Genomic DNA, 25,240 nt, shown 5'->3' with positions numbered 1-25,240 from the left:
CAGCCCTACCGCACCTCTCGGACGGTAGGGCTGTGACCTGCGATTATGCTGCGGCCCCGATTCCCCAGACCCGTAGCCTGCCGGAGCGTCTAGGCCCATGGAGCTTGGTCCGGGGCGCCTTCGGGGTGCCTCCCCTGGGGTCTGTGGAAAAATCCCGGAGGAGGTACGTGCCTGGGCCGGAGGGGGCACCGGTCGGCGCCCGGGGTTGACCCCCAGGTCACCAGTCCGGTTCGTCGCCGTTGTCCCACTCGTCGACGATCGGTATCCATTCGCGCTTCTGTCCGATGAACTCGGACTCTGGCGCCGTGGCCTTGACCATCGCCGGCACCTCGGATAGATGGCTGAACCGCTCGATCTGGAGAAACGGGAACAGCAGCTGAGTCCGCTTCACGGTCTTCTTCGGTATGTCGTCGCGGATCCAGCATCGGCCACGCAGTGATACCCATGTGGCACGGAAGGTCGACAGCGGATCGTCGCGGCCGGCCGCCATTTTCGGCCCATGTGCTGTCACTTCAACTACCACCGGGCGGCGCTGGATGTAGTCAACTGTCGTGCAACTAACGTCGAGCCCGTAGCCGGCGGTGGTGTACTCGGATAGCTCCTGCATGTCGGTGGTGACGAACCATCCGCACTTGCATCTGCGGTACGGCGCAACATGGGGCTCGCGGAAGAAGTTCGCTCGTTTGGCGCAGAACGCATGCGGAGTCCACCGCTTCCACATCAGGTCGGGCCGGTCTCCGATGCGGGGTGACTCGCTTTCCGGTGCCCCGTAAAACCCGATGGTGCCGTTCTCGCGGATGCCGTCGAGACGGAACCCGACCACCTTTTCGGGGTAGTCGGGATACCAGTCACGTTCAGTCATCAGCTGCCGCTCGGTTCGCCGATGCGGACCACCGCGAGGTCATGCGGGAAGGCGAACGCAACGCGCATGGTGGCGCGCACGCCTACCCGGTCGGACGAGAAGTAGGCGTCTTGACTGATCGCCAGCTGGGTGTCGTTGCGCAGGACGGTGAACGAGAAGTCTCGCGGGATGCCCCAGATATCGCCTTCGGTGACGTACGGGGATACGAGCAGCGGCACACCGAGAACGGTCCGGGCGCCGGGCATGGACGGGTCCGCGCCGAGCAGTGGCTTGTTGCTGCCGGTGGCTTCCTTGAGGGTCGACAGGGCTAGCACTGTATCCGGGTGCGCGACGAAGCTTGTCAGCTGGGCGCCGACGTTCTCGGCCTTGCTGATCGCTTCGGCGAACGGGTCGGTGTTGGTGACGCCGGACCCGATGTCCACGGTCTGATGCAGCGTGCCGCCGATGCCGTCCGGACCGTTGGCCGTGGTGATCGCGAAGAACGCGGCATCCACCTTGGCGACGATGGATCGCACGAGGCCGGCACCGACGATGTTGAGGGCGTTCGGATTGCTGTCCGCGGCCAGTTCGTTCGACACGATGGTGAGGCCGGCGACCTTCTTCGGGGTCACCTCGAGTTCGTCGAAATCCTGATCGTCCGGGGTGATCTCGGCGCCCTCGGGGGTCCAGGCGGCGGCCGGGTCGGCGGTGACGATCGGGAACTTGGCCGTGGTCGAATCGGTGGACCACACGCTGGTGGTCTGGAATGCGACCGAATCGCGCTGTACGGGCTGGACGATGAGCTGGTGGATCTGCTCGGGCAGTAGACCGCCGATGCCGGATGCAGAGGTGTAGACAGCCATGATGGCTCGCCTTTCGGATTGCGGGAATGGGAATCCGGTGGGCTGCAAGCCGCTTCCGGTTGCCCCGCTGGGGCGAGCGTGACGCGATCCTCGGCTACCGGCCGGACCGGATCGCGTCACCTGCCATCTTACTTCTTCAGAGCGGTACCGAATGCCGACTGCCAGGAGGTGGGCAGCGTGTCCCCCGATGATGTGGCGCCGGACCGCAGCGACCCCACGTCGTACCGGGTGCGCGTGGTGCGCTTCCAGTGCGGCCGCTGTTCCAGCAGTTCGGCAACCGTCTTGTTGACCTTCTCGGGGTCGATGGATCCGTCCTCAGCGCGGAGCGCGTCGAGTTCGGTCCCTGCTACCCAGAGGTCCGCCGGGTCGGCAAGGCTGTCGGCTACCAGGCGCTCTACCTCGGCCCGTTCATAGCCGGTGACCCGCTCGCGGAGCCCATCGCGCTCGGCTTCGGTATCGCGCAGCTGCCGCCGGTACTTCGCTGCCTGCCGGGCGGCCGGATTCTTCTGCTCCTCCTCGGTCTCTTGGTCGGTCTCGGGCACCTCGGGCGCGCTGTCGACGGGGGCGTCCTGTTCGGCGGCCGCGGTATCGGGGGTCTGGTCACTCATGGTTGGTACTCCTTCCGGCGAATGGTGCGGTGATGTAGATCCGCTCGGCGACTCGCTCGATGCCGTCCGGTGTCATCTCGTAGTGCACGATCTCGTGGTCGCCGGTGGGGATATCGCCGGCGGGCAGGGATCGGCGGGGAACTACGTCGGGCGGGGCGCGGTGGTATTCCGGCCAGCCGTCGCGGTCGGGGTCCTTCTCGGCTCCCATAGGGCTCCTTTCGAGGGGGAGGGGGGTGTATGTCGGGGGGAGGAGGTGCCTTCGCCGGAGGAGGCACCGGACCCGCGAGGGGGCTTGCCCCCCAGGGGTCACCAGGTGCGCCAGGTGACGTACGTCCTCGGTGCGGCCGGCGCGGCAGCCTTGGTCGTCTCGCCGGCGAGCTTGTCGTGCTTCTGGCCATTGCACAGCCGGTGCGCACTTTGGACGTTGTCCAGCTCATCGGCGCCGCCCCTGGCGAGCGGCACGATGTGGTCGACCACGAATGAACCGGGATCGAGGTGAGGCAATGAGTAATCGATGTCCTCACCACATAGGCCACATGGCGGCTTGGTGCGGCGTAGGTATGCGCGGTGCCGGTTGCGAGTGGCGGTGTTGCGCTTGCCGTTCTCGGGCACGGTTCCTCCTTCGATGTATGGACTCATGAGGCATCGGCGGTCGTCGGCCGGCCGCGGGGTCTCGGGGCGCTGCGGACCTTCCCGGCCCAGATACCGACCGCCTTGCCGCCCAGTTCGCCGGCGACAGTGGCGCACGGGGATCGAACCGAGCATCGGGCGCACACCTTGGCGGCCGCGCGGGTGCGGTAGGCGAAATCGTCGTCGTCCTCGGCCTGCCCGCGGGGGTCGAACAGTTGGGCCAGGCCGACACATTCGGCGCCGATGAGCCGTGCGTCGGCAAGCCGGGCGGCCAGCCGGACCACGGGCGGGAAGCTGGCATTGGGTCGGTGGGTCACGATGCCTCCTGCTGCTTCCACGCCTTGAACGCGGCCCGGGCTCGGACTGCGCGCCACTTCAGGCGGGTCTGTGTTTCGTTCGCAGACTTCGGTGGTGGATCCAGCGCGGCGACCGCGGCGATATCGGTTTCGGGCGCTTCCTCTCCGGGGTTGTGTTCATTCGCCTCCGGCGCCCGGACTTCGGCGCGTATGCCCTCACCCTCGGGCCAGATGACGAACTTCCCGGCCAACGGCTCCTTGTCGCCGATACTGGGACTCTCGGCGCGCAGTCCACCGTGTCGGTCCTTGTTGATCGAGAGGTAGGCGCTTCCGCCCTTGCCGGGAGTGAACGCGCTGTCTACGTGCACCCGGATCGAGGTTCCGCCGATTGCGCGTTTCTTGGCGATGGTGCCGCCCATGCCGTACGCCCGGGAGTCCGCGCCCTTGGATAGGTGGTCGATACCCACCACGCACGCACCGGTTTTCACCAGCGGCTTGATGACCGCGCGGTGACAGGTGGTGAATTCGTCGGCGGAGTTGCTGTTGCTGCCGAACATGGGCAGCAGTTCGCCGAGGCTGTCGAGGATCACCAGCGTCGGGGCCCACTCGGCCATGTGATCGCAGATCTCGCGAACCTCTCGGGCGTCCTCGGGCTCGATGTAGAGGAACAGCTCTGGATCGGAGAGCGCATCGGGTTTGGCGCCCATGGCGAGCAATCGGGCAATCGTCGACTGTGGCCCGTTGTGGTCCAGGTCGATCCGCAGGACGCGGCCGCCGGCGGTGAGTTCGACCACGGTGGCGTGATCGGTCAGCAACGTCTTGCCGCTCTCGGGATCGCCGAACACCACGTTGTACTGCTCGGCGTAGAACAGCCCAACACCATCGGTCCGCGGGCAGATGGCCGGTTTCGGCGGTTCGGGCAACGTGCCCGCCAGCAGTGCGGAGATGTCGACATACCGCGGTGTCGGGACGCGTCCGGGACGCACCTGGGACGCGTCCGGATCAACGTCTTGAGGGTCGGGACGCACCTGGGACGCACGAAGAGGCGTAACCACGTCTGACCTGCTACTTTCCGAATCGGGACGCGTCCGCATACCTACACCCGGACGCGTCCCGGAATCGCCTTGGCTGTGGCGTGACTCGTTCCGCGGCCGCTTCCGGCTTCGGGGCATCGAATTGGGGTCGGGGCGCAGCGTCCCCTTGAGCTGAGACCGGTAGTACTCGTGACACTGGGAGCACGCGCGTTCGAACACGTCATGGTGTCGGCAATGAGCGGTCGGCTCAGGTAGGCGCCCGGCTGCACCGACACCAGAGACACCCCCTTGGGGTATGCTGGGCTCGCGTGATCTGGTCACTCGCGGGCTCCTTCCTTGGTCGGACGGCCCGCCTCCACCTCTCGGAGGCGGGCCGTTTCGCGTACGGGGGTTACGAGACTCGGCGGACCTGCCGAATCGGCGCGGCTCGAACGTCTTCCGTCTCCGGAAGCGGCCCACCATTCAGCGACTCCCGCAACTGAACGTCCATCCGCGCGCAGTACTCGGCGAAGCTCTGCGCCGATGCCGCGAACGCCAACTCATCGCCCTGGACGAACAGCGCATTGAGGCGGGCCAGCTGCATTTCCACATGGGTGCGCCAGGTACTGCGGTAGATCCGCTGCGCCATCTCGTCGGGTCGGTACTGCTCCTTGCGCCATTCGTCCGGGTCCACCCACTGCCTGGTCACCGGACCACCTCCTGCTCCACCTGTTCGGCGACCGCGACCAGGCAGCGCGCCAACCGGCGGGCTTCCTCGGGGGTGAGGTCGAAACTCACGTCGTGGCGCCTGGTCTCGATATGCATATGCACTACGTCCTGTCCCTCCTTCCGCCGCGCCATCGTTTCGGCGTAGGCGGGGTTCGGGGCCAGCGGCGACGGGTGCAAGGACAGCGGGGCGACCAGCGGGTCCGGCGCCCAGCACACCTTGTCCTCGGCCAGCGGCTCGTCCGGGTGTCCGTCCTTGGTCGGGCAGTAGCTCGCGCAGGAGTTCACGGCAGCCGCCACAGTGACGGCTGGGGAGATCTCGAACTCGCCTTCGAGCGCGGGGAGCCAGTCGCCGGGAAGCCGACCCAACGCCATGCCGAGCAGGCACAGTCCCGTGACCGTGAGTTCGTCGCGGCCGTCGACGACGTTCGCCAAGTGATGCAGTCCGAGTCCGGTACGGTCGGCGAGTTCCGGCAGCGTCAGACCCGATGCCTCAATGTCGGCGATCACGTTCTGATGGGCGAGCGCCACGCCGTCTTCGGCTTCCTGCGCCATCTCGGCACGCATCGCAGCGTGGGCTGTGACGATATCGGCGATGGCTCGGCGCCGTGCCGCATCGTCGGCGGCCGCTTCACGGGAGTCCGGGACAGGCGGTATGGTGCTCATGAGGGATGGCCTTTCGTAGGGGTTCGTCTCAATGGCCCGGTGAGCGGTGGCAGCCGCTCCCGGGTCTTTTGCTGTCGTGAGTTGGCCGCACATCAGGCGGCACCGGGGCGAACCATGTTCGCGCGCTCGTAGTCGAGGACGCTCCGGATCGGGTACAGGACCCGACGACCAACCTTCAGGTAGGCAGGGCCGTCGCCCATGTATCGCTGTTGCGCCAGAAATTCCCTGGTGACATGCCAGCGTTGGCCGAGCTGGTCCGGGGTGAGGTGTTCTCCCAGGTCCATTCGTAGCTCCTTGGTCCGATTTTGCATTTGAGTGTGCAAGATCCGCACAACTCAATGTGTAGCACGACCGATGGCTATTCAGCAAGATCCGTTACTATCTGCATCATGGCGACAAGACGAGTCGAGTTAGGCCCCACTGGCAAAACCGTGGCACACAACGTGGCACGCATCCGAAAGATGCAGGGACTCACACTGCGGGATGTGGCGGACCGACTGTCAGACACAGATAGACCGTTGGCTCACAACACAATTAGCGAGATCGAACGGGGCGCCCGACGCGCAGACGTAGATGACCTCGTCGCGTTGGCGGTTGCCCTCAACTGCTCCCCGCTTGCGTTGCTCCTTCCGCCGACCAGCGTCGAGCACGTTGTTTCGATCACAGGCGCCGATATGCGACCGGGCTGGGAAGTCTGGGACTGGGGTCGCGGTGAGCGTCCACTGCTAGTCGGCAAGGTTCTCAACCGCGCATATCCAGACCTCGCACAAGGAGAACGGGTCACAGCTGCGCAAGGCCAGTACCGGATCAATTCAGACCCACAGCTGCAAGGGGTGGCCGGCGTTCCGAATATTCACCTGGTCACTGCCGGTGACGAGGACGAGGAACTCGACCGTGGCGACAGTTGAGCCCTACGAGACGAAATCCGGGAAGAGATACCAGGTTCGCTACCGCAAGCCCGACGGTAAACAGACCAAGAAGCGCGGGTTTCGGCGGAAGATCGACGCGGAGCAGTTCGCGGCTACCGTCGAGGTCAAGAAGATGGAGGGCACCTACGTGGCGCCAGCCCTCGGGCGTATCACGGTCGCCGAACTCGCTCCGGCCTGGCTGGATCACAAGAAGACCAGCGTGGCGAGGTCGAATTACCGAACGCTTGAATCGGCCTGGCGCATCCACGTCCAACCGAGATGGGGCGAGGTCCGGATTGCCGATATCGACCTGCCGGACGTCGAGGCGTGGATATCGAAACTGCGCAAGGACGAATACAGCACCACGACCGTGGTTCGGGTGCACTCGGTGCTCGCGGGGATCCTTGATTCCGCGGTGTTGAAATCCAAGCGGCTCCGCGTGAACCCTGCCCGAGGTGTCGACAACCTGCCTGCCAAGTCGGTGAAGCGGCATGTGTACCTCACCGCGGAGGACGTGGAGAAGCTCGCCAACGAGGCGAAGCACCGCGTGCTGGTGCTGGTGCTCGGCTACTGCGGTTTGCGGTGGGGTGAAGCGATCGCGCTGCGAGTGCGCGACATTCAGTTCCTCCGCCGACGCCTGGCGGTCACGGAGAACGCCGTGCAGCTGAGCGTGGAGCACGACGAGAAAGCGCCGAAGAGCAATGCCGCGCGGTCGGTGCCGGTACCTCGGTTCGTTCTCGACGAACTGGCCACGCACTGCGAAGGACGGGGCCGCAACGATCTCGTTTTCGGTAACGGCACCGATTACCTACCGCGGCCGAAGTCTGGCGACGGGTGGTTCGCCGGCGCCGTGCGGCGGTCCGGCGTGCAGACGATCACGCCGCACGATCTGCGGCACACCTGCGCAAGCCTGGCGGTATCGAGCGGAGCGAACGTGCTGGCGCTGGCGCGGATGCTCGGACACGCAAACCCAGCGATCACGCTGAAGGTGTACGCGGACTTGTTCGACTCGGATCTCGATGCGGTGGCCGAGGGCATTCACAATGCCTACGGCCCGGGGAGATGTGCCCAAAATGTGCCCAAAACCGGCTGAAAATCGCTCTGACCAGGCACCCCCGGTGGTGGCTCGACCCACCGCCGGAGGCGCCCGGGATCAGTTGCCGGGAGCGGGAGCCGGCGCCGGCTCGCCCTCGGGAGCCGCCGGAGCGGGACCGCCCGGGGCCGCCGGCTGGGCCGGGGCACCGCCCGCGCCTTGCAGCATGGCCAGGTCCCACTGGTTCACGATCCAGCGGTCGCCGTCCTTCTCCAGGCCCGCGACCACCGCGATATCCTGCCGTTTCGGTTCGGGCGTCACGGCATTCGTCTTCATCAGGCCGATATTGACCAGAACCTTGGCGCTTTTCTCGTCACCGGACTGGAAACCACAGGTCGCATCGTCGACCCAGGATTTCACCTTCGACTCGGTGAGCAACTGGCGCAGGACATCCCAGTTCTGTTCCAGCGAGGACACCACGTTCTCGGTGGCGCCGTCCTTCATGGCCTTCAGGAAACCGTCGAGATCGCCCTGATAGTCGTAGGTATTGGTGGACCGGGCGAAATCACAAGCCGCCCTGGTGGATTCGTCCTGCGCGGACAGCTCGCCCTGGTTCTGCTGGAACGCACGGAAATAGATCACTCCCGCGGTCACCAGTGCCACCAGCACCACACCGGTGACGAAAGCGATCAGCACGGGCAGCATCCCGCCGTTGCCGTCGGTGTGCTGCGCTGCCGCGGTCTCGTTCTTCGCCATAGCTTCGAGTCCTAACTTCCGGTTCGTCTCGCGGCTGCCGCTACTGCTGCATCATCGGCGTATCGAAGTTGGCGACGAGCCAGGTGCCGTCGACCTTTTCCATATCCACATTGGCCGCTACCTTGACCCGGCCGGGCGCCTGCTGCTGCGGGCCCCCCACGGTGGTGAACTGCTGGTCGATCACCAGCACCACCCGCGCCTTGTCACCGGAGCCGGATTCGTAGCCGCACTGCACGTCGGCGGCGGTCGAGTTGACCTTGGTCTCGGCGAACCGGGCCTTGAGGTCGGGACCGATCTGCGAGACCAGATCCTTCCACTTCCCGGTGGCGTTCTGTTCGAGCCGCTGCACGTAATCGTCGGCTTTGTCGCCGGTGTAGGTGGCGAAGCTGTTCCCGAAATCGCAGGCCGCCTTGGTGGCCGCGGCGCGGCGGTCCAACTCCTCCTGGCGATCGCCGGCGAGGAAGAAGAACACACCGACCGCCACCAGCGCCGCGATCAGCAGTACCGCGGCACCGGCCAGCACGGGCAGCGGGAAACGCTTGCGGAGCCCGGATGACTCTTTCGCCTCGGTGGAGCCGGACTTCTCGCTGTCCGGGCCCGCGGGGCTCGTGGCCGCGGATTTGCCGAGCACTACCGTCTCGTCCCCGGCCGTACCCGCCTTCGCGGCTTTCTCGGTGGCGTCCGGATCGGCGGCTTTCTCGACCTTCACCGTCGCGTCGGGGTCGGCGGGCTTGTCGACCTTCACGGTCGCGTCGGGGTCGGCGGCTTTCTCGACCTTCACGGTCGCGTCCGGATCGGCGGCTTTCTCGACCTTCACCGTCGCATCCGGGTCGCCGGATTTCTCCGCCCCGGCGCCGGCGGATTCGCCGGAGCCGGGAGTTTCGGTTTTCGCCGGGCTCTCGGCGTCGGTGCCGGCTGTGGTGTCGGAGGTGGTGTGCTCAGCCGCGGCGTCCGCTGGCACACCAGTGCCTTCCGGCTCCAAAGGGTCGGAGACGGGTTTTTCTGTGGACATCTGTACTGTTCACACCTTCCCGGCGCCTCATCGGACGCGCCGTAATAATCCGGCCGGAAAACGACCGCCGGGTGTGGCGGGCATCTCTGCGAGAGTATGCACCGTCGCACCCGGCGCCGGACGACCGGTCTGTACTACCGCACGGGCGGCAGCGTTCGTTCGTTCGGATCCACCCCCGGCGGCATCTGCGCACCGTTGTCCGGGATATTCGGCCGGGGCGCGTTGGCCGCGCCGCGGATCTGCTGGCCCGGCCCCGGGTTGTCACAGTAGTTCCACATCGGCAGCGTGCCGTCCTGCACCACCTGGGTCTTCACCGGTGTGGACGCGTACTGGCAGTACGGCCGGAACCAGATGTCGAGGATCGCGTGGAACTCGTTGTCGTGGGCCGGGACACCCAGCGCCGCACCGCCGAGTTCGAGCGCCGGGAACAGCGCCGCGAGGGCGGGTTGGCGCAATTGGGCCGCACGGGTCACCGCGACGAAGTTGTTCACCAGGGCGGTGATCGGGTCGCTGGTGGCCTCCAGCGTCGCGGTGACACTCGCGAACTGGCCGGGGGCCTGATCCAGCACGTTCACCAGTTCGGCATTCGCCTTGTTGAACTGGTCGAACAGCACCTGCGAATTCGCGGTCAGCGTCCCCAGGTCCGGCTGGGCCTGGGAGGTGGTCGCGGCGATGGTGCGCAGATTCGCGATCAGGTTCGTGGTCTGTGGCAGCAGGCTCTCCAGACCCGCCGTCACCAGACTGACGCCTTCGATCAGCGAACGCAGCTGATCCGGGCCACCGCTGAGCGCGATATCGAGCTCGTTCAGGATCACCGAGAACTGGTCCGGGTTCACCTGCGCGATCAGGTCGCTGGAGTTCTCCAGCACCGCCGAGATCGGCACCGGGGTGCTGACCCGCTCGGGATCGAAGCTGATCTCCGAGCCGTCGGTCAGATACGGCCCCTGGTTGCCCGCGGGCCGGAAATCGATGTACTGCTCACCCGCGCCGGACAGGGCCTGCACGGCGATCTTGGTATCCACCGGGATGTTCCACCGGGAATCGATCTCGGCCTCGGCCTGGATCCCGGCGCCGTTGTCGACCAGTTCGAGGTTGCTCACCTCACCGACCCGGAAGCCGCGCAAGGTGACATCGTTACCGGGTTGCAGGCCGCCGGAACGATCCAGGTTCACGACCACCGTGTAGGTAGTGCGCAGCGGGTTGACCCGCATGACGTTGACCAGCAGATACGTTCCGCCGATGAGCAATGCCAGGACGATGCCGAGGTTCGACCACAGGATCTTGCTTCTGAACATCACTGGCCTCCCACACGCTGCTGGACGACCTGGAGAATCTGGATCAGGCTGCCCGCGAAATCCTGTAGATCGCGCACGTCGTAGAAGTGGCTGGTGCCCGGGGCCGTCAGCATCGCGATATCGAGATTGGTGACGTTGACCTGGGCGGCCAGGCTGCTGCCGCGGAAGGTGGCGTCCACCGGACCGCGCAGTTCGTGCAGGATATCCATCAGCGCGCCGAACTTGTCGCCGGTGGCCGCGAGCGCCGCCATCAGATTGTTCAGGTTGTCGAGGGTGCCTGCCAGATCGCCGCCGGTGGTGTTCGCGTAGTCACCGAGCGCGGCGCTGGTAGTGGCGATCTTGCCCAGCAGATCGCCCAGCGCGCGGTTGTTCTCGGCAACGGCGCCGATCATATCCGGCAAGGTATCGGCGACCTGGCCGAGTTCGTTGCGCCGGGCGTCGAGCGTATCGGCGAGCACATTGAATTCGCCGAGCACACTGTCGATCCGCGCCGAGTTCGCGTTGATACTGGAGACCACGCCGGTGATCTCGTTGACCAGGTGCACCACCTGATCGCTGCGTCCGCCGACGATGGAGTCGAGTTCGGTGCCGAGACGCGTGAGGTGGGCGATACCGCCACCGTTGAACATCAGCGATACCGAGAGCAGCAGCTCCTCGACCGTGGCGCCGGCCGAGGTCTGCTCGATGGGCAGGGTGTCCCCGTCCTCGAGCAATGCCGTTCCGGGTTCGGTCTGCGGTTTGGCGACCGCGATGAACACATCGCCGAGCGGGGTCGCCTGGCGCAGTTCGGCGGTGGTTCCGACCGGGAGCTCGATATCCTTGCGGATCTCCATATCGACGATGGCCTGGAAGTTGCGGGTCTCGATATTGGTGACCACACCGACATCGGAGCCGCCGACCTTCACCTTGGCCTGATCGGGCAGGTTCAGCGCATTCTCGAATACCGCCTGCAGGCGGAAGGTCTCACCGCTGGCACCGGGTTTCGGCAGCGGGATGTCCTCCACCGTCAGGCCGCAGCCGGAGGCCAGCACCACCGTACCGGCCGCCACCAGGGCGGCCACGGTACGACGGGCCCGTCGAATCGTTCGTATCATTTCGTCAGTCCCAGCAGTGCGGCGGTGAGTCCGAAGTCCGGACCGAAATCTTCGGGCCGGCCGGTCCGGCAGCCGTCGGATCGCATCTGAATCCGTTCGCAGAACAGGCTCACGATTTCACCGCCCGCGAGGTTGGTACCGATCAGCGCGTGCAGCCGGACGTAACCCTGCTCGTAGTTCATCGAGCGGTGGATGTTCTGCAGCAGCATCGGCGCGACGTCGACCACCTCGGTGACACCCCGTGCGTTCTGCCGCAGTTGGTCGATCACCGTGTTCATCCGGGTGAGGGTGTCCACCAGCTGATCCTGGTGCTGCGCGAAGATCGAACTGGTGTTGTTGAGGAAGTCGTAGAGCTGCTGCAGGGTGGCCTGCAGGCCCGGGGCCTGTTCGGCCAGCATGGTGGTCATCTGGGTGGCCTGGTTGCTGAAATCGCGAACGGCCTGGTCGTTCTCGGCCAGCATCGTGGTGAGCTCGTTGAGCTTGGTGATGATGTTGGCGATGGCACCCTTGTTGTCGACGCCGACCTTCAGCGCGCTGGACAGCGCGTTGAGGGTGTCGCGCATCTTCTCGCCCTGCCCGTTGAGCATCGGGTAGAGCACCCGGCCCGAGAGCGGGCCGACCCCTTCCTGACCCTCTTGCGGTTTGAGCGCGTCGGCGAACTGGTCGATGGTCTTGAGCATGGTGTCCAGCTCGACCGGAACGTCGGTTTTCTCCAGCGGGAGGTGATCGCCGTCCTCGAGCGTTTCGCCCTCGACGTAGCGGGGTGTGAACTCGATATGCCGGTTGGTGACGATCGACGGCGAGACCACCACGGCCATGGCCGATTTCGGGATCTCCACATCACCGTCGATGGTCATATGGACTTCCACCAGATCACCCTGCGGGATGATCTTGTCCACCTTGCCGACCTCGAGGCCGAGCACGGTGACCGGGTTGCCCTCGTACATACCGGCGATGTTCTCGAAATCGGCGGTGATCTTCATATCCCCGCCGACCACGCCGTTCACCATCGAACAGCTGCCCAGCGCCATCGCGGACGCGCCGATCACCAGCGCCTTCGCGGATTTCTTCACGAGGTCGATGTTCAACGGTTTCATCCCTGGCACCCCTCGGCGACTTGGGCGAAGCACAACCAGTTGTCCGGGAACAGCCACGGGATACCGACCTCGGCGTAGTTGCCGTTACCCCAGGCATTGGCGAGGTAACGCACCGAGGGCGGCATGATCGACAGCAGCCGGTCCAGGTTGTCCTTGTTCTTCTGCAGACCCGCGGCCATGGTGTTCAACTGGTCCAGCGTGCCGCTGAACTGGTTGTTGTTCTGCGCGCCGATCGCCTGGAGCTGCGCGGTCAGGGTGGCGACATTGTCCAGCAGGGTGCGCAGCAGTTGCTGGCGTTCCACCACTCGCGAGGCGATGGCCTCACCCTGGGTGATGATCAGCAGTGCGCTGTTGCGGTTGTCGGCCAGGATGGTGGTCACCCGATCGAGGTCCTTGATCAGCTGTTCGACATCGCCCTTGCGGCTGTCGATCACCTTCGCCAGCGCGCCGATACTGTCCAGCGACTGGACGACCAGCTCCGGCGAGCCGTTCAACTGCTCGTTGAACAGATTCAGCGATTCGGCGAGCTTGCCGGGATCGAGTTCCTGGAATTCCGGGGTGCCCTTGTCGACCACATCGGCGAGGTCGTAGGGAACCGCGGTGTTGGTCTTCGGGATCCGGTTGTCCGGCAACCCGGAGCCGTCACCCGGCTCCAGATCGACGTAGCGCGCACCGAGCAAGGTGGCCATCTTGATGGACGCCCGGGCGTCGGGTCCGAGTTCCACATCGCGGTTGACCCGCAGGGTCACCAGTACGTGGTCGCCCTCGAGTTCGGCTCCCGACACCGTGCCGACCGGCACACCGGCCACATCGACCTTGTCGCCGACGCTGATTCCCGCGGACTGGACGAACTCGGCCTTGATCGACTGCTGTCCGAAACCGAAGTTGCTGAAGACCGACGAGCCGATCACCAGCGCGGCGATGGCGACGACACCGATGATGCCGAGGCCGAAATAGCGATTGTTGTTGAACCAGGTTTTCAATGTGGTCATCATGGCCGGCACACCGCCGATTGCGAATTGCCGCCGATCTGCGAGAACAGACCGCGGGGGAACAGGACTCCGTACAGCGAGACATCCAGCCGGCAGATATACGCGTTCGCGTACGCGCCTTCGGAGGTGAATCGTCCCGCGTCGGCGAGGATGGCGGGCAGGTCGATGGCCGCCTGATCGAGTTTGGCACCGTTCGCCAGGAACAGGGTCAAAGCGTCACGTGTCGAATTCTGGACGGCCTCCAGCTTCGGCTGGATATTGCCGACCATCCCGACGAGCGCGGTGGTGGCGCCGGCGATCTGCTCGGTCGAGCTGAGCAGCGATTGCCCCTGCTCGTACAGGCCGCCGATCAGCGCCCTCGTCTGGGTTATCAGCGTCTCCAATTCGTCCCCTCGTTTGGCCAGGCCGGCCATCACGCCACTGAGGTTGGTGATCACATCGCTGAGGATGGCGTCACGCCGCTGGAAATCGGTGGCCATACTGGCGGCCTGGGTGATGAACGAACTCAGCGAGACCCGGTCGCCCTGCAGGGCGAGAACGAAAGTCTCCGAGAGCCGGTTCACCTGCTCGGGTTCGAGCACCTCGAACAGCGGCTGGAACCCGTTGAGCAGCGCCGAGATATCGAAGGACGGCTCGGTGCGGTCGACGGGGATGGTGGCGTCCTCCGCCAGCTGGGATGTATCCCCGCCGGATCCCGGCGCCAGCGCCACATAGCGCTGGCCGATGAGGTTCTGGTACCGGACCAGCGCCTTCGTATTACCGAACAGGGTTTGATCGTCCTGCACGATGAAGGTGACCTTGGCGTTGGCGTCGTCGGTCAGTTCGATGTTCTCGACCTTCCCGACGCGCACACCCGCCATCCGGACGTCGTCACCCTCGCGCAGGCCCAGGACATCGGTGAAGACCGCGGAATACGATTTCGTACCGCCGTCGACCGTGCGGGCCAGCGTATTCCACACCAGCACGGTGACCAGCACCGATACCACTGCGAACAGGCCGAACCCGATCAGCGGTTTGCGGACCTTCCTCACGCGGCCTCCTCGGTCACTCGCAAGGTTCCGCCTTCGAGGATCGAACTCAACATCAGGTACTCCACTGAGGTCGGCTGCCGGCCGAGCAGAGCCGCCACGGCCGCATCGCCCTCGTAGCTGATCGGCTGGGCCGCGGGTGCGGCGCCGGGGGTGCCGTTGTGCGCGGCCGGCGCGGCGGCGCCGGGCGCCGCCGGCGGGGCGGCCGGCTGATCACCGGGTTGCGCGGCCGGCGCGGGGGCCGGAGCACCGGGCAGACCCGGAAGTTGCGGCAGCCCCTGCGGGAACAGACCTTCCAGCGGTGTACCGGCGAACGGGTTGTTCACCGGCGCGGGCGCCGGGGCGGGGGCACCGGCCTCGGCTGTGATGCCGGGGATCGCCGGCAGACCGGGGATCGGCGGCAGCACCGGCAGGCCGTCGGCAGCGGTCAGACGACGCGGTTTCATCTGCTCGGGCAGGTAGCCCGGATCGGCCACGGCGGGTGCGGTGAAGCAACTCGGGCCGGCCAGGTCGCCGTAGCGGGGGCAGTCCGCGACGGTGTTCGGATTGAACGGTGTGAACGAGACACCGGCGTTCCACACCATCTGCTGCTGCGGACCCCAGCTGAACGTCGTGCGCAGGGCGCGTGCCGAGTTGTTCAGATTGCTGATGGCATTGGTGATCGCGGCCGGATTCGAGGCCAGCGCACCGAAGGTCTGATTCGTGCCGACGGTGAGCTCTTTGCCGATATTCGGGTTCCGCGCGAACAGATCGTTGACCTGATCGACCGTGCTGCTGGCGCCGCTGATCAGGTTCACCAGCTGCTCACGCCGGTCGGCGATGGTGCTCGCCGTCTGTACCGAGGAAGCCAGGACGTCCATCAGTTCGGGCGCCGATTCGTTCAGCGCGTGGGCCGAGTTCGCGAAGTCCTGGAGGAAGACGCCGAGATCCGGAATGGATTCGTCCACCGAGGTCAGCCAGTGGTCGAGCCGTTCGATGGTCGAGCCGGGGGCCCGGCCGCTGCCGTCGAGCGCGTAGGACAGGGTGCCCAGCACGCGGCCGAACTGCATCGGGTCGATCTTGTCGAGAATGTTCTGGACCGTGGTCAGCGTGTCCTGCAGGGCGATGGTGCCCTGGCTCTTGTCCTCCGCGATCTGCGAACCCTCTTCGAGGTGGCCCTCGGTGGGGCCGTTGTAGAGCAGCTCCACGGAGGTGACGGCGAACAGGTTGCTGGGCACCACCCGGGCGGTGACGTTCGCCGGGATCTGCTCGACGAACTCCGGTTTCAGCTCGATGTTCACCTGCTGGAGTTCACCCTGGGCAGCCACCGACACCTGTTCGACCGCGCCGACCAGCACGCCGCGGAATTTCACATCCGCCTTCTCCGGCAGTCCGTCACCGGTGGTGGTCAGGTTGGCGGTCACCCGCACTTTTTCCACGAAATAGCCCTGGTAGCGGGCCATCAGGAAGGTGAGCACCACCGCGAAAACGACCAGGCCGCATACGCCGGCGATGAGCAATTGCTTCATCGTGGGCCCGCGCCCACTCGGATCGATGATCATTGCGCTACCCCGAGATCCTGATGCCGGGGTCGACACCCCAGATGGCCAAGGTCATGAAGAGGTCGACGAAAACGACCACGATGATGCACATCTTGATCGCGCGACCGGCCGCCACACCCACGCCCTCCGGGCCACCGGAGGCGAAGAAGCCGTAGTAGCACTGGATGAACGTGGTGATCGCAACGAAGAGAATCGCCTTGAGCAGCGAATACAGCACATCCGTCGGAATCAGGAACTGATAGAAGTAATGCTGATAGGTTCCGCTGGCCGTACCACCGATCAGCTGCACCGTGACGGAGCAGGAGATGTAGGCCATCGCGAGACCGAGGCAGTACAGCGGCAGGATGGTGATCATCGCGGCGATCATCCGGGTGCTGACCAGGTAGGGCAGCGGCCGGATGGCGATCGATTCCAGCGCGTCGATCTCTTCCGAGATACGCATCGCGCCCAATTGCGCGGTGAACCGACAGCCGGCCTGCGCGGCGAACGCCAGGGCGGCCAGCAGCGGTCCCAATTCGCGCGTGGTGGCGAACGCCGAGATGGCGCCGGTCAGCGGGCTCAGGCCGAGCAGGTCGAGCGAGGTGTGCCCCTGCAGGCCGACCGTGATGCCGCCGAAGGCACTGAGGATGAGTACGACGCCGATGGTTCCGCCACCGACGATGAGATTGCCGTTGCCCCAGGTGACATCGGACAGCAGCCGCCAGACTTCCTTGGGGTACTGCTTGAACGCGAGCGGCATCGAACCGATGGACCGCAGGAAGAAGAAGACCTGATGTCCGAGCCGGGCGAGCATATCGACCGGCGCGCCGGCCACATTACGCAGCTGCTGAAGCGGTTTCAGCAGCGGAGGTACATAGGTTGCTGACACCTGCTCACACCACCTGAGGCGGGAACAAGGTGTTGTACACCTGGGTGAAGATCACATTAGCTCCGAACAACATCACCGCGGACATGACAACGGCGGTATTCACCGAGTTGGCGACACCACCGGGACCGCCGCGAGTGTTCAATCCGGTATCACAGGCGATGATTGCCGCGAGTAGACCGAACAGCAGCGATTTCAACAGAGCGACAAACAGATCGAGCGAAATTGCGAACGATGCGAAGGTCGAGATATACGAACCCGGGGTGCCGCCCTGGACAAAGATATTGAAAATGTAGCCGGTCAGAAATCCTACGAAGACGACGAATCCGCAGAGCAGCACGCTGACCAGCATTGCCGCGCCCAGTCGCGGGGCGACGAGCCGGCGCAGCGGATCGACACCCATCACCTTCATGGCGTCGATTTCCTCGCGGATGGTGCGGGATCCGAGATCGGCACAGATGGCCGAGCCGACGGCACCGGCGATCATCAGCACGGTGACCAGAGGCGCGCCCTGTTGGATGATGCCGAGACCGTTCGCCGCACCGATGAACGAGGTGGCGCCGACCTGCTGTGCAACGGCTCCGACCTGGATCGATACGATCACACCGATCGGAATGGCGACCAGCAGCGTCGGTGCCGCGGCCACACTGGCCATGAACGCGCACTGCCGGATGAACTCGTCGAGCGGGAATCGGCCACGGAAGATGCTGACCACGAGTTCGGTTACCGCCTCGACAGCCATCGTCATCTGGCGGCCGAGAGTCTCGAGAGAACGTCTGGGGTGGTCGCGCCAGTAGTCCCGCGTCCACTCGACCGCTCCGCTCAACCGAGAACCTGTTGGTGGACTCTTGGTCGACTGCACTGACTAACCCCTCTCGACGTCGGTTACCTACCCCGACGGCTGGTTTGCTTGAGGCACCTTACTACGTAGTAGTGCGAAACACACCATAGACGGATGAGGGCCGTCATAGACGTTCACCACTTCGGGGCGTGACCATCGAGTTATCGCACGCGTCTTGGTGCATATCCCAACGAGTGTTCCGCGATTCTGGAAGAACATACAGCTGACCGGCGGATTAAGACCGTTCCGAGCCGAGATCGTGACAGAACGGCGGTTCACATAAATAACGGAGGATTTTCCTGAAAATTACCAATTCGCGGCGACATGGAGATTCGACTGTTACGCGACCCGCGACGCCGAATCGGCGATAATTAATAGCGTCCGGCTATTCTTTCGAAGGTATCGTGGCCGGAGTTTCGCGCAGTCCGGCGCCTTATGCGGCGCATCCGGCCGAATGCTCGACCGAGAAGCCGAACTCGCAAGTGACGCAACAATACCCATGGGCAACGGCTGCTCGGGGCGCGCGTCGCGGCCGTTGCTGCCACGATGAGGTGCCACACATTGATATCGTGCGGGCTTCGAGGTCTGGAGGGATATGTTCACCAAAATCGCCCAGGCGGCCGGTGCCGTCTTCACCGTCGTACTGAGTGCGGCATTGCTCGGCTCCCCGGCGGCCACCGCCGATCCCGGCCGGCCCGTACTCGGCGGCGGATCGGGGCTGATCGTCTCCTCCGAACCCGGTCATATGTCGGATATGGCGATCCAGTGCACGCTCACCACGATCGGCCACGACCGTTCCGGCAGGCTCGTCGGCCTCACCGCCGGCCACTGCGGGACCCCTGGGCACGAGGTGTATTCCGAGCAGGACCCGGGTTCCGGTGCGCTGGGCCGGTTCGTCTACTCGAACTCGGAACTCGACTACGCGGTGCTGGAATTCGATCCCGGGCGGGTCACCCCGGTCAACCGGGTCGGCAACCTCAGCATCACCGGCGTCGGGGCACCGGCACAGTTCCCCAACATCGTCTGCAAAGAAGGCCGGACAACCGGCAACACCTGCGGTATCGCCTACGGCGATATCTTCGCCAGCAGTATCGAGACCTGGTCGCAGATGTGCGTGATGGAGGGCGATTCCGGCGCGCCGGTCGTCGTCGGCTCGACGCTGGTCGGCATGGTGAACGCCTATCTCGCCATCGCCTGCTTCGGCCCGGAGGTGGGGACGAACATGTCCACCATCATGGGCGATATCGACCATCGCGGCAGCGTGGGCGCCGGCTTCCGGCCCATCTGACCTCGGGGCCGACCGGCATACGAAGACGAGCGGGCTCCCGGCCCGCTCGTTTTTCGTTTCCGGACGGCCTCAGAACTCTTCGACGCAGACCACGAAGCGGCGCTCCGGGTACACATACCCGCTGCTCCCGGCCCCGCAGGCGTTCACATCGTCGGCGTTCTGCTCGATCGCGACCACTTTCACGCCGTCCACGGCCGTGGTATCGCCGCAGTCGATACGTTCCGGGCCCGTGGTTCCGGTGCCGACATCCATACAGCCGCCGACCACCCAGTCGATATCCAGGCACAACGCGCCCAGCTCGACCCCGTTGCGGCTCTCGGCGTAGTAGTTGTCGGCGTCGCTGACGCATTCGTCGCTGCGCGCGGCCTTACCGATCACCTTGTAGTTCGACTCGCCGGTACCGCAGGATGCCTCCTCGATACTGGCGTCGGTAGTGGTGCCGCCGAGTTGGACGCACTCGCCGACCTCGGCCTCGAAGCCCGCGATCCCGCTCTCCTCCGTAGTTGTGGGAGCGGCGGTCGTCGTGGTGGGTTTCGATTCGTCACCGGCATCGGGCGTGGTCGTCACATCGACCGCGTTCACCGTCCCGGTCTCGGATACCGGCAGTGCCCGGCCGTCGATCGTGGCACCGCATCCGGTCATCACCAGTGCGGCACCGACACCCGCCACCGCCACCATCCATCGAGACGAAGTCCATCCAGACACGCACAGTCCTCCCGCTGCGACGCCGAACTCTTCCCCCGCATCGAATCCGTACCTCACTACAGCTTTGCTCGGAACAACACGCCATGAATACACCATGGCGACGCGAGCGTCGACTCGGTGAGACCTCACACGGGCGGGGATACCGCCCGCCCCGTGACACCCGGCGCGGCCACGGGGTGCGGGCGGTGACATATGTCATCGGGAGGTTTGAACGCCCGCGGTTCCATTTTTCGGCAGGCCCCCGAGGATGGCGGGAAAACGCCCGGGTAGCGCACGTAACTGGGGCCCGGCAGTTCAGGCGGCACTACATCTGTGCCCCACGCCACCGGTCATGCATCACGGCTATGTAACGGAAACTGTGATTGGTCACGAACAGATGAAGGCAGTAGGAAGGAACACGGAGCGGAAGGCGCACCAGCGCGGACCGCACGCGCGCCGCGCTGAACCACGCCCGTCGGGGCCGCTCCACAACTCCACGACCAGTGCGGTACCGCGGCGCCCCGCGCCGGGATCGATGCGGACCGCGGCGACGTGGAGGCGCTCGACAACTCCGGGAACACTCGCCGGGGTGCTCCGCCGGACGTACCGGTGGCCCACAGGCCGCCGCACGCTCCAGAGTCGAATGGACGGACGAACACTCTTATGCATGTCACCGAGAACACCGGGTCGCTGCCGGCCGCACGGCGGGCCGCCCGCCGGCTTCGGCAGGGTGTGCTGCTGACGGCCGCGATCGCCACCGCCACCATGGTCGCCACCGCGCCCGCCGAGGCACTGCCGGATCTCCCCACCGGATCGGCCGGCGGGGTCACCGAAACCGAGCCCACCCCGCCGAAGGCGAACTTCGCGCCACCGGCCATCAACCCCTCCGAAGGCGAGCAGGTCGGCATCGCGCAGCCGATCGTCATCAACTTCAAGGAACCGATCTCGGACCGGGCCGCGGCCGAACGGGCCATCAAGATCACCCCGTCGACCGAGGTCCCCGGACATTTCTACTGGTGGAGCGATAAGCAGGTGCGCTGGCGGCCGGATTCCTTCTGGCCCGCGCAGACCGATGTGGTGGTTGAGGCGGGCGGTAGCCGCAGCGCATTCCATATCGGCGACGCCGTGATCGCCACGGCCGACGACAACACGAAGATGATCACCGTGACCCGCAACGGCGAGGTCGTGCGCACGATGCCGACCTCGATGGGCAAGGTCGACCACGAAACGCCGAACGGCACCTACATCGTCGGCGAACAGCTGCGCGAGATGGTCATGGACTCCTCGACCTACGGTGTGCCGATCGACGCCCCCGAGGGCTACAAACTCGACGTCGAGTACGCGACCCGCATCTCCAACAGCGGGATCTTCGTGCACGCCGCCCCGTGGTCGGTCGGATCGCAGGGCTACGCGAACACCAGCCACGGCTGCCTGAACGTGAGCACCGAAGACGCCAAATGGTTCTACGAGAACGTGGGCAAGGGCGACGCGGTGATCGTGCAGAACACCCAGGGCGGCACCCTGAACGCCGGCGACGGCCTGGGTGACTGGAATACTGTGTAACTGGAGGCGCTCCGCGCCTCGAGGGTGGGGTCCGCCCCGGGATGATCAGGGGCCAGGCAGTACGACGGCGGTGCACCTGATGTGGTGCACCGCCGTTTCGCGTTCGGTGAGCTGAGCTCACCAGATCTTGACCCGTTCCTCGGGGGCGAGGTACAGGGCGTCCTCGGGTTTCAGTTCGAAGGCCTCGTGGAACGCGTCGATATTGCGGACGACCGCGTTGCAGCGGAACTCCGGCGGAGAATGCGGGTCCACGGCCAGCCGGCGCACGGCTTCCTCCGGACGCGTCTTGGTGCGCCAGACCTGCGCCCAGCCGAAGAACACCCGCTGCAATCCGGTGAGACCGTCGATGACCGGCGGCTCCTGGCCGTTCAGCGAAATCCGGTAGGCCTCCAGCGCGATCGACAGGCCACCCAGATCACCGATGTTCTCGCCGATGGTGAACTCACCGTTCACTGTGTGCTCGTCGGACAGATCGGCGGGGGAGAGCGCGTCGTACTGGTCGATCAGGGCCCGGGTGCGTTTGGCGAACTCGGCGCGGTCGGCATCGCTCCACCAGTCGACCATATTGCCGTCGCCGTCGTATTTCGCGCCCTGATCGTCGAAACCGTGCCCGATCTCGTGGCCGATCACCGCGCCGATACCGCCGTAGTTGGCGGCGTCGTCGGCGTTCATATCGAAGAACGGGGGTTGCAGGATGGCGGCCGGGAAAACGATCTCGTTCATCCCGGGGTTGTAGTAGGCGTTCACGGTCTGCGGGGTCATGAACCATTCGTCGCGGTCCACCGGGCCGCCGAGTTTGTTCAGATCCCGGTCGTGTTCGGCGGCGTAGCCGCGGCGATAGTTACCCACCAGATCGGCCGGGTCCACGACGACCGCGGAATAGTCGCGCCAGCGGTCCGGGTATCCGATCTTGGGCGTGAACTTCTCGAGTTTGGCCAGCGCGGCCTGCCGGGTGGCCGGGGTCATCCACTCCAGATTCGAGATATTGCGGCGGTAGGCTTCCCGCAGATTCTCCACCAGCTGCACCATCGCGGCCTTGGCCGCGGGCGGGAAGTGCTCGGCCACATAGAGTTTGCCCACGGCCTCGCCGAGCAGATCCTGCACCAGCGAAACCCCGCGCTTCCAGCGCTCCCGGTTCTCCTGGGCGCCGGTCAGGGTGCGACCGTAGAAATCGAAACTCTCCTCGACCAGCGCCTCGGTGAGATAGGCCGCGCGGGCCCGCAGCACCCGCCACTGCGCCCACAGCCGCCACTCGGACAGCGACACCGATTCCCACGCCTGCGCGAAGGTGCGCAGATAATCGGGCTGGCGGACAACCAGTTCGGACAGCAGCAGCGAACCGTCGGCCGAAACACCCGAGGCCAGGCCGTCGGCCCACGCGCCCCAATCGAATTCCGGGTTCTGCTCGGCGAGTTCGGTGAAGGTCGTGAGGTTGTAGCTCAGTTCGGCATCCCGGCGGCGCACCACATCCCAGTGGCCGGCGGCGAGCGTGCGTTCCAGTTCGAACACCCGCGCACCCGCCGATTCGGTGTCCAGTACCGCCGCGACGGCGGGGTCGGCGGCGGCCAGGGCGAACATCCGGTCGATATGGGCGATATAGCGTTCCCGGATCTCGGCGTAGTCGTCGGAGCGGTAGTAGGACTCGTCGGGCAGGCCGATCCCGGATTGGGTGGCGTAGACCAGGTAGCGCTGGGAGTTCTTGTCATCGGTGTCGACGTAGACCGCGACCGCACCGGAGACACCGGTGCGCTGCAACCGGCCGATCAGCGCCGCGAACTCGCCGCGGTCGGTGGTACCGGCCACCGCGGCGAGTTCCTCGGCGACGGGTGTCAGGCCCGCCGCCTCGACGGTCTCGGTGTCCATGAAGGACGCGTACAGATCGGCGATCTTGCGCGCATCGCTGCCCGGCTCGCCCGTGGCGTTGCGGATGATCTCCTGGACATCCAGCTCCGCCCGGTCGTACAGCGTGCGGAAGGCACCGTCGACCGCACGGTCGGCGGGTATCTCGTATTCCGCCAGCCAGGCGCCGTTGACGTGCGTGAACAGGTCGTCCTGCACCCGGACGGCCGGGGCGAGATGGGTCAGATCGATACCGGAGGGGCTGGTCACGTCGGAAGTCACACAACCCAGTATGCCGGTGCCCGGCGGGGCACCGCGGCACGTTCGAGCGGGGAGTGTCCGCTCAGTTCGTCGGCGGCGGCGGGGCGATGGTCACCCCGAACTGGTCCTCGAGCCGCTGGTTGAACTGGTCCTCACACTGGGACACCGCCCGCTGGTCGCTGCCGGCGCGCTCGAGGCAGTCGACGAAATCCTGCCCGCCGGAATCCTGCCAGAAACCCCAGCCGATCACCCCGAACACCGCCGCGGCGGCAATCGAGACGACCCCGAGGATCAGTGCGATCACCGCCATGACCCCGCCGCCCGCGGTGCCACGATGGGCCTTCACCGCGGCGATCACCCCGAGGACCACGGCGACGATCCCGAAGAACAGCCCGCCGACCACGGTGCAGAAGCTCAGCACCGCCAGCACGGCGAAGACGAGCGCGGCGACCGCCATACCCCGGCTCCGCGGCGACTCCTGCCAGTACTGCGGCGGACCACCGTGCCCCGGGTACGGGTCCGGCGGGGGATAGCCCGGGGGCGGTGGATAGGTCATACGTTCCTCCTCGGCTGGGCCGGTCACGACCACGGAATCGCACGCGGGCGACCCGGAGTTCGCCACCATTGTCGGTGGTGCCGGACATCCGGGTCGAGCCCCTGGCTCGCGTCGCCGAGTTGGGCCCGGTGACCGAGGCAGGCGCGGGTACGCCTACGCGGCGCCGCCGAGCCGGGCGTGCATTTCCCAGATCAGCACTTCCGCCGGTTCGCAGGCGGTCAACCGCCGGCCGCCGGAGTGGGTCAGCCGGACCGCATCGCCGGTCTCGAGCCGGCTCACACCCTCCATCTCGACCGCACCGCGGGCAACGAAAACGTGTACGTAGGGCGCGTCGGGCAGATTGGCGGCCGGTTCGGCCCCGGGGGCCAGTTTCGCCACATGCAGCGCGGAATGACTGCTGTTGATGGCGATCGCGGTGCGATCCCGGTACCGCGGTAGCCCCGAGGCCACCGTCACCAGCCCGCCCGCGGCGAGTTCGTCGTCGATCTCCAGCTGCTGGTAACCCGGTTCGATACCGGGTTCGTCGGGCAGCACCCACATCTGCACGAAATGCACCGGCCGTTCGTGTTCGGCCCGACTCGGATCGACCCGCCAGGAATCGTTCTTCTCCGAATGCCGGATCCCGGTGCCGGCGCTCATCCGCTGCGCGAGACCCGGATAGATGACACCGCTGTGGCCCAGTGAATCCTGGTGCACCAGCGATCCCTCGAGCACCCAGGTGACGATCTCCATATCCCGGTGCGGATGAGTATCGAAGCCCTGGCCGGGCAGCACGATATCGTCGTTGTTCACCAGCAGCAGGCCGTGGTGGGTGTTCTCGGGGTCGTAGTGCTCGCCGAAGGAGAACGAATGTTTGGAATCGAGCCAGGAAACACGGGTTTTCATCCGGTCACCGCCGCGGTGGACGTCGATATGCGGCGTGGGCGGTGTGGACATCGCACGGC

Annotated in this window: 28 protein-coding genes; 4 read left to right on the top strand and 24 right to left on the bottom strand. The window is 65.7% G+C overall.

Features of this window, described 5'->3' with window-relative positions:
- Nucleotides 1-217: 217 nt before the first annotated feature.
- The 10 genes from ACQEVO_RS30935 to ACQEVO_RS30890 all read right to left on the bottom strand — a co-directional run bounded on the left by ACQEVO_RS30935 (nt 218) and on the right by ACQEVO_RS30890 (nt 5,927).
- Entirely contained in the window at nt 218-862 is a 645-nt protein-coding gene (locus ACQEVO_RS30935) for a hypothetical protein (protein ID WP_432919953.1), read from the bottom strand.
- A complete protein-coding gene (locus ACQEVO_RS30930; RefSeq protein ID WP_432919952.1) occupies nt 862-1,704 on the bottom strand; it encodes a phage major capsid protein in 843 nt (280 codons plus the stop codon). Before ACQEVO_RS30930 ends, ACQEVO_RS30935 begins: the two co-directional genes overlap by 1 nt.
- 128 nt (nt 1,705-1,832) lie before the next feature.
- Nucleotides 1,833-2,312: a hypothetical protein gene (locus ACQEVO_RS30925; protein ID WP_432919951.1), complete on the bottom strand. Its 480-nt coding sequence runs from the start codon at nt 2,310-2,312 to the stop codon at nt 1,833-1,835.
- Complete coding sequence (locus ACQEVO_RS30920) at nt 2,305-2,520, bottom strand: hypothetical protein (protein ID WP_432919950.1); 216 nt, start codon at nt 2,518-2,520, stop codon at nt 2,305-2,307. Before ACQEVO_RS30920 ends, ACQEVO_RS30925 begins: the two co-directional genes overlap by 8 nt.
- Nucleotides 2,521-2,618: 98 nt before the next feature.
- Complete coding sequence (locus ACQEVO_RS30915) at nt 2,619-2,924, bottom strand: HNH endonuclease (protein WP_432919949.1); 306 nt, start codon at nt 2,922-2,924, stop codon at nt 2,619-2,621.
- 23 nt (nt 2,925-2,947) lie between these two features.
- Nucleotides 2,948-3,259, bottom strand: coding sequence for a WhiB family transcriptional regulator (locus ACQEVO_RS30910; RefSeq protein ID WP_432919948.1), 312 nt, complete (start codon nt 3,257-3,259; stop codon nt 2,948-2,950).
- Nucleotides 3,256-4,224 (bottom strand): AAA family ATPase, encoded by a 969-nt coding sequence (locus ACQEVO_RS30905; RefSeq protein ID WP_432919947.1) that lies wholly within the window; start codon nt 4,222-4,224, stop codon nt 3,256-3,258. The genes ACQEVO_RS30910 and ACQEVO_RS30905 overlap by 4 nt, the downstream gene beginning before the upstream one ends.
- Nucleotides 4,225-4,663: 439 nt before the next feature.
- Nucleotides 4,664-4,960, bottom strand: coding sequence for a hypothetical protein (locus tag ACQEVO_RS30900; protein WP_432919946.1), 297 nt, complete (start codon nt 4,958-4,960; stop codon nt 4,664-4,666).
- Nucleotides 4,957-5,643: a hypothetical protein gene (locus tag ACQEVO_RS30895; protein ID WP_432919945.1), complete on the bottom strand. Its 687-nt coding sequence runs from the start codon at nt 5,641-5,643 to the stop codon at nt 4,957-4,959. Before ACQEVO_RS30895 ends, ACQEVO_RS30900 begins: the two co-directional genes overlap by 4 nt.
- Before the next feature lie 92 nt (nt 5,644-5,735).
- Nucleotides 5,736-5,927: a helix-turn-helix domain-containing protein gene (locus ACQEVO_RS30890; RefSeq protein WP_432919944.1), complete on the bottom strand. Its 192-nt coding sequence runs from the start codon at nt 5,925-5,927 to the stop codon at nt 5,736-5,738.
- Between the two features lie 105 nt (nt 5,928-6,032).
- On the opposite strand from ACQEVO_RS30890, the gene ACQEVO_RS30885 reads away from it, so the two are divergent.
- Together ACQEVO_RS30885 and ACQEVO_RS30880 are read left to right on the top strand one after the other, a co-directional pair.
- The gene (locus tag ACQEVO_RS30885; RefSeq protein WP_432919943.1) at nt 6,033-6,551 is read left to right on the top strand and encodes a helix-turn-helix domain-containing protein; all 519 of its coding nucleotides are present in this window, start codon (nt 6,033-6,035) and stop codon (nt 6,549-6,551) included.
- A complete protein-coding gene (locus tag ACQEVO_RS30880) occupies nt 6,538-7,644 on the top strand; it encodes a tyrosine-type recombinase/integrase (protein WP_432919942.1) in 1,107 nt (368 codons plus the stop codon). The genes ACQEVO_RS30885 and ACQEVO_RS30880 overlap by 14 nt, the downstream gene beginning before the upstream one ends.
- 60 nt (nt 7,645-7,704) lie before the next feature.
- Here the strand turns inward: ACQEVO_RS30880 and ACQEVO_RS30875 are convergent, their stop codons facing one another.
- The 10 genes from ACQEVO_RS30875 to ACQEVO_RS30830 all read right to left on the bottom strand — a co-directional run bounded on the left by ACQEVO_RS30875 (nt 7,705) and on the right by ACQEVO_RS30830 (nt 18,090).
- The gene (locus tag ACQEVO_RS30875; protein WP_432919941.1) at nt 7,705-8,340 is read right to left on the bottom strand and encodes a hypothetical protein; all 636 of its coding nucleotides are present in this window, start codon (nt 8,338-8,340) and stop codon (nt 7,705-7,707) included.
- 40 nt (nt 8,341-8,380) lie between these two features.
- Complete coding sequence (locus ACQEVO_RS30870) at nt 8,381-9,301, bottom strand: hypothetical protein (RefSeq protein WP_432919940.1); 921 nt, start codon at nt 9,299-9,301, stop codon at nt 8,381-8,383.
- A 185-nt stretch (nt 9,302-9,486) separates the two neighbouring features.
- A complete protein-coding gene (locus tag ACQEVO_RS30865; RefSeq protein WP_432919939.1) occupies nt 9,487-10,647 on the bottom strand; it encodes an MlaD family protein in 1,161 nt (386 codons plus the stop codon).
- Entirely contained in the window at nt 10,647-11,741 is a 1,095-nt protein-coding gene (locus tag ACQEVO_RS30860) for an MCE family protein (RefSeq protein WP_432919938.1), read from the bottom strand. Before ACQEVO_RS30860 ends, ACQEVO_RS30865 begins: the two co-directional genes overlap by 1 nt.
- The gene (locus ACQEVO_RS30855; RefSeq protein ID WP_432919937.1) at nt 11,738-12,838 is read right to left on the bottom strand and encodes an MCE family protein; all 1,101 of its coding nucleotides are present in this window, start codon (nt 12,836-12,838) and stop codon (nt 11,738-11,740) included. The genes ACQEVO_RS30860 and ACQEVO_RS30855 overlap by 4 nt, the downstream gene beginning before the upstream one ends.
- Nucleotides 12,835-13,833, bottom strand: a complete 999-nt coding sequence (locus ACQEVO_RS30850; protein ID WP_432919936.1) for an MCE family protein — start codon at nt 13,831-13,833, stop codon at nt 12,835-12,837. The genes ACQEVO_RS30855 and ACQEVO_RS30850 overlap by 4 nt, the downstream gene beginning before the upstream one ends.
- Nucleotides 13,830-14,861 (bottom strand): MCE family protein, encoded by a 1,032-nt coding sequence (locus ACQEVO_RS30845; RefSeq protein WP_432919935.1) that lies wholly within the window; start codon nt 14,859-14,861, stop codon nt 13,830-13,832. Before ACQEVO_RS30845 ends, ACQEVO_RS30850 begins: the two co-directional genes overlap by 4 nt.
- Nucleotides 14,858-16,399, bottom strand: a complete 1,542-nt coding sequence (locus tag ACQEVO_RS30840) for an MlaD family protein (RefSeq protein WP_432919934.1) — start codon at nt 16,397-16,399, stop codon at nt 14,858-14,860. The genes ACQEVO_RS30845 and ACQEVO_RS30840 overlap by 4 nt, the downstream gene beginning before the upstream one ends.
- A gap of 4 nt (nt 16,400-16,403) precedes the next feature.
- Complete coding sequence (locus ACQEVO_RS30835; RefSeq protein ID WP_432919933.1) at nt 16,404-17,267, bottom strand: MlaE family ABC transporter permease; 864 nt, start codon at nt 17,265-17,267, stop codon at nt 16,404-16,406.
- Nucleotides 17,268-17,271: 4 nt separating this feature from the next.
- Nucleotides 17,272-18,090 (bottom strand): MlaE family ABC transporter permease, encoded by an 819-nt coding sequence (locus ACQEVO_RS30830; RefSeq protein ID WP_280401870.1) that lies wholly within the window; start codon nt 18,088-18,090, stop codon nt 17,272-17,274.
- A gap of 610 nt (nt 18,091-18,700) precedes the next feature.
- Here ACQEVO_RS30830 and ACQEVO_RS30825 point away from each other — a divergent pair.
- Nucleotides 18,701-19,393 (top strand): serine protease, encoded by a 693-nt coding sequence (locus ACQEVO_RS30825; protein WP_432919932.1) that lies wholly within the window; start codon nt 18,701-18,703, stop codon nt 19,391-19,393.
- 69 nt (nt 19,394-19,462) lie between these two features.
- On the opposite strand, the gene lppU is transcribed toward ACQEVO_RS30825, so the two are convergent.
- Nucleotides 19,463-20,071 (bottom strand): LppU family putative lipoprotein, encoded by a 609-nt coding sequence (gene lppU, locus ACQEVO_RS30820; RefSeq protein WP_432923191.1) that lies wholly within the window; start codon nt 20,069-20,071, stop codon nt 19,463-19,465.
- A 669-nt stretch (nt 20,072-20,740) separates the two neighbouring features.
- On the opposite strand from lppU, the gene ACQEVO_RS30815 reads away from it, so the two are divergent.
- On the top strand, nt 20,741-21,640 hold the full coding sequence (locus ACQEVO_RS30815; RefSeq protein WP_432919931.1) for a L,D-transpeptidase: 900 nt from the start codon (nt 20,741-20,743) through the stop codon (nt 21,638-21,640).
- Between the two features lie 117 nt (nt 21,641-21,757).
- Here ACQEVO_RS30815 and ACQEVO_RS30810 read toward each other — a convergent pair whose 3' ends face one another.
- The 3 genes from ACQEVO_RS30810 to ACQEVO_RS30800 form a co-directional block, all read right to left on the bottom strand.
- Nucleotides 21,758-23,761, bottom strand: a complete 2,004-nt coding sequence (locus ACQEVO_RS30810; protein ID WP_432919930.1) for a M13 family metallopeptidase — start codon at nt 23,759-23,761, stop codon at nt 21,758-21,760.
- Nucleotides 23,762-23,822: 61 nt separating this feature from the next.
- On the bottom strand, nt 23,823-24,296 hold the full coding sequence (locus tag ACQEVO_RS30805; protein WP_432919929.1) for a DUF4190 domain-containing protein: 474 nt from the start codon (nt 24,294-24,296) through the stop codon (nt 23,823-23,825).
- A 153-nt stretch (nt 24,297-24,449) separates the two neighbouring features.
- The gene (locus ACQEVO_RS30800; RefSeq protein WP_432919928.1) at nt 24,450-25,232 is read right to left on the bottom strand and encodes a pirin family protein; all 783 of its coding nucleotides are present in this window, start codon (nt 25,230-25,232) and stop codon (nt 24,450-24,452) included.
- Between the last annotated feature and the right edge of the window lie 8 nt (nt 25,233-25,240).

This window comes from Nocardia sp. CA-290969 (assembly GCF_050936135.1).
In the GTDB taxonomy this organism is placed as follows: domain Bacteria; phylum Actinomycetota; class Actinomycetes; order Mycobacteriales; family Mycobacteriaceae; genus Nocardia.
This window is presented reverse-complemented; position numbering and strand designations above follow the sequence as displayed.

Coding starts and splice junctions, on each gene's coding strand:
- ACQEVO_RS30890 (WP_432919944.1), bottom strand. CDS start 5,927: ATGGACCTGGGAGAACACCTCACCCCGGACCAGCTCGGCCAACGCTGG.
- ACQEVO_RS30920 (WP_432919950.1), bottom strand. CDS start 2,520: ATGGGAGCCGAGAAGGACCCCGACCGCGACGGCTGGCCGGAATACCAC.
- ACQEVO_RS30895 (WP_432919945.1), bottom strand. CDS start 5,643: ATGAGCACCATACCGCCTGTCCCGGACTCCCGTGAAGCGGCCGCCGAC.
- ACQEVO_RS30925 (WP_432919951.1), bottom strand. CDS start 2,312: ATGAGTGACCAGACCCCCGATACCGCGGCCGCCGAACAGGACGCCCCC.
- ACQEVO_RS30885 (WP_432919943.1), top strand. CDS start 6,033: ATGGCGACAAGACGAGTCGAGTTAGGCCCCACTGGCAAAACCGTGGCA.
- ACQEVO_RS30860 (WP_432919938.1), bottom strand. CDS start 11,741: ATGATACGAACGATTCGACGGGCCCGTCGTACCGTGGCCGCCCTGGTG.
- ACQEVO_RS30825 (WP_432919932.1), top strand. CDS start 18,701: ATGTTCACCAAAATCGCCCAGGCGGCCGGTGCCGTCTTCACCGTCGTA.
- ACQEVO_RS30850 (WP_432919936.1), bottom strand. CDS start 13,833: ATGATGACCACATTGAAAACCTGGTTCAACAACAATCGCTATTTCGGC.
- ACQEVO_RS30840 (WP_432919934.1), bottom strand. CDS start 16,399: ATGATCATCGATCCGAGTGGGCGCGGGCCCACGATGAAGCAATTGCTC.
- ACQEVO_RS30935 (WP_432919953.1), bottom strand. CDS start 862: ATGACTGAACGTGACTGGTATCCCGACTACCCCGAAAAGGTGGTCGGG.
- ACQEVO_RS30865 (WP_432919939.1), bottom strand. CDS start 10,647: ATGTTCAGAAGCAAGATCCTGTGGTCGAACCTCGGCATCGTCCTGGCA.
- ACQEVO_RS30930 (WP_432919952.1), bottom strand. CDS start 1,704: ATGGCTGTCTACACCTCTGCATCCGGCATCGGCGGTCTACTGCCCGAG.
- ACQEVO_RS30875 (WP_432919941.1), bottom strand. CDS start 8,340: ATGGCGAAGAACGAGACCGCGGCAGCGCAGCACACCGACGGCAACGGC.
- lppU (WP_432923191.1), bottom strand. CDS start 20,071: ATGGTGGCGGTGGCGGGTGTCGGTGCCGCACTGGTGATGACCGGATGC.
- ACQEVO_RS30800 (WP_432919928.1), bottom strand. CDS start 25,232: ATGTCCACACCGCCCACGCCGCATATCGACGTCCACCGCGGCGGTGAC.
- ACQEVO_RS30855 (WP_432919937.1), bottom strand. CDS start 12,838: ATGAAACCGTTGAACATCGACCTCGTGAAGAAATCCGCGAAGGCGCTG.
- ACQEVO_RS30815 (WP_432919931.1), top strand. CDS start 20,741: ATGCATGTCACCGAGAACACCGGGTCGCTGCCGGCCGCACGGCGGGCC.
- ACQEVO_RS30805 (WP_432919929.1), bottom strand. CDS start 24,296: ATGACCTATCCACCGCCCCCGGGCTATCCCCCGCCGGACCCGTACCCG.